The organism is Desulfovibrio sp. TomC (genome assembly GCF_000801335.2).
Taxonomy (GTDB): Bacteria; Desulfobacterota; Desulfovibrionia; order Desulfovibrionales; family Desulfovibrionaceae; genus Solidesulfovibrio.
In genome coordinates this window covers 1-1,098 of sequence record NZ_JSEH01000107.1, presented here as the reverse complement: position 1 = coordinate 1,098, position 1,098 = coordinate 1, and the positions used below count along the sequence as shown (strand labels likewise).

At 62.8% G+C, this 1,098-nt stretch carries 1 protein-coding gene; it reads left to right on the top strand.

The window, feature by feature from the left end; translation table 11 throughout:
- Positions 1–6: 6 nt before the first annotated feature.
- On the top strand, positions 7–1,098 hold the full coding sequence (gmd, locus tag NY78_RS21725; protein WP_043641248.1) for a GDP-mannose 4,6-dehydratase: 1,092 nt from the start codon (positions 7–9) through the stop codon (positions 1,096–1,098).

Sequence of the window (1,098 nt, the reverse complement as noted above, 5' to 3'; positions counted from 1 at the left end):
CCCGAAATGAAAGCCAAAGTTGCGCTTATAACCGGCATCACCGGCCAGGACGGGGCCTATCTGGCCGAACTGCTGCTCAAGAAAGGCTACGAGGTCCACGGCATCAAGCGTCGGGCCTCGCTTTTCAACACCCAGCGCATCGACCATCTCTACCGCGACCCCCACGATACCGGCCGGAAGTTCATGCTGCACTACGGCGACCTGTCCGACTCCACCAACCTGATCAACATCATCCAGCAGGTCAGGCCCGACGAGCTGTACAATCTGGCCGCCCAGAGCCACGTCAAAGTATCCTTTGAGTCTCCGGAATACACCGCCGACGTGGACGCCCTGGGCACGCTGCGGCTCCTGGAGGCCGTGCGCATCCTCGGCCTGGAAAAGCACACCCGATTCTACCAGGCCTCCACCTCGGAGCTGTACGGACAGGTGGTGGAGACGCCGCAAACCGAAAAAACGCCGTTTTATCCGCGCAGCCCCTACGCCGTGGCCAAGCTCTACGCCTACTGGATCACGGTCAACTACCGCGAGGCCTACGGCATGTACGCCTGCAACGGCATTCTCTTTAACCACGAGTCGCCGGTGCGCGGCGAGACCTTCGTCACCCGCAAGATCACCCGGGCCATGGCCCGCATCAAGCTCGGGTTGCAGGACTGCCTGTATCTCGGCAACCTCTCGGCCCTGCGCGACTGGGGCCATGCCAAGGACTACGTGGAAATGCAGTGGCTCATGCTCCAGCAGGACGCCCCGGACGATTTCGTCATCGCCACCGGCCGGCAGCATTCCGTGCGCGATTTCGTCACCCTGGCCGCGGCCGAACTGGGCATTTCCATCCGGTTCGAGGGAACCGGGGCGGACGAGAAGGGCTACGACGCCAAGACCGGCAAATGTCTGGTGTCTGTTGATCCGCGGTATTTCCGGCCAACCGAAGTGGAGACGCTCCTGGGCGATCCCACCAAGGCCCGGGAGCGCCTGGGCTGGCAGCCGCGCATCACCCTGGAGGAGATGGTGGCCGAGATGGTGCGCTGTGACCTGCGCGACGCCGAACGCGACGCCCTGTGCAAAAGCCAGGGATATCCCGTTTTCGACCTCAACGAATAG

What these genes read in the sequence shown, in the direction of transcription:
- gmd (WP_043641248.1), top strand. Translation starts at nt 7, where the DNA reads ATGAAAGCCAAAGTTGCGCTTATAACCGGCATCACCGGCCAGGACGGG.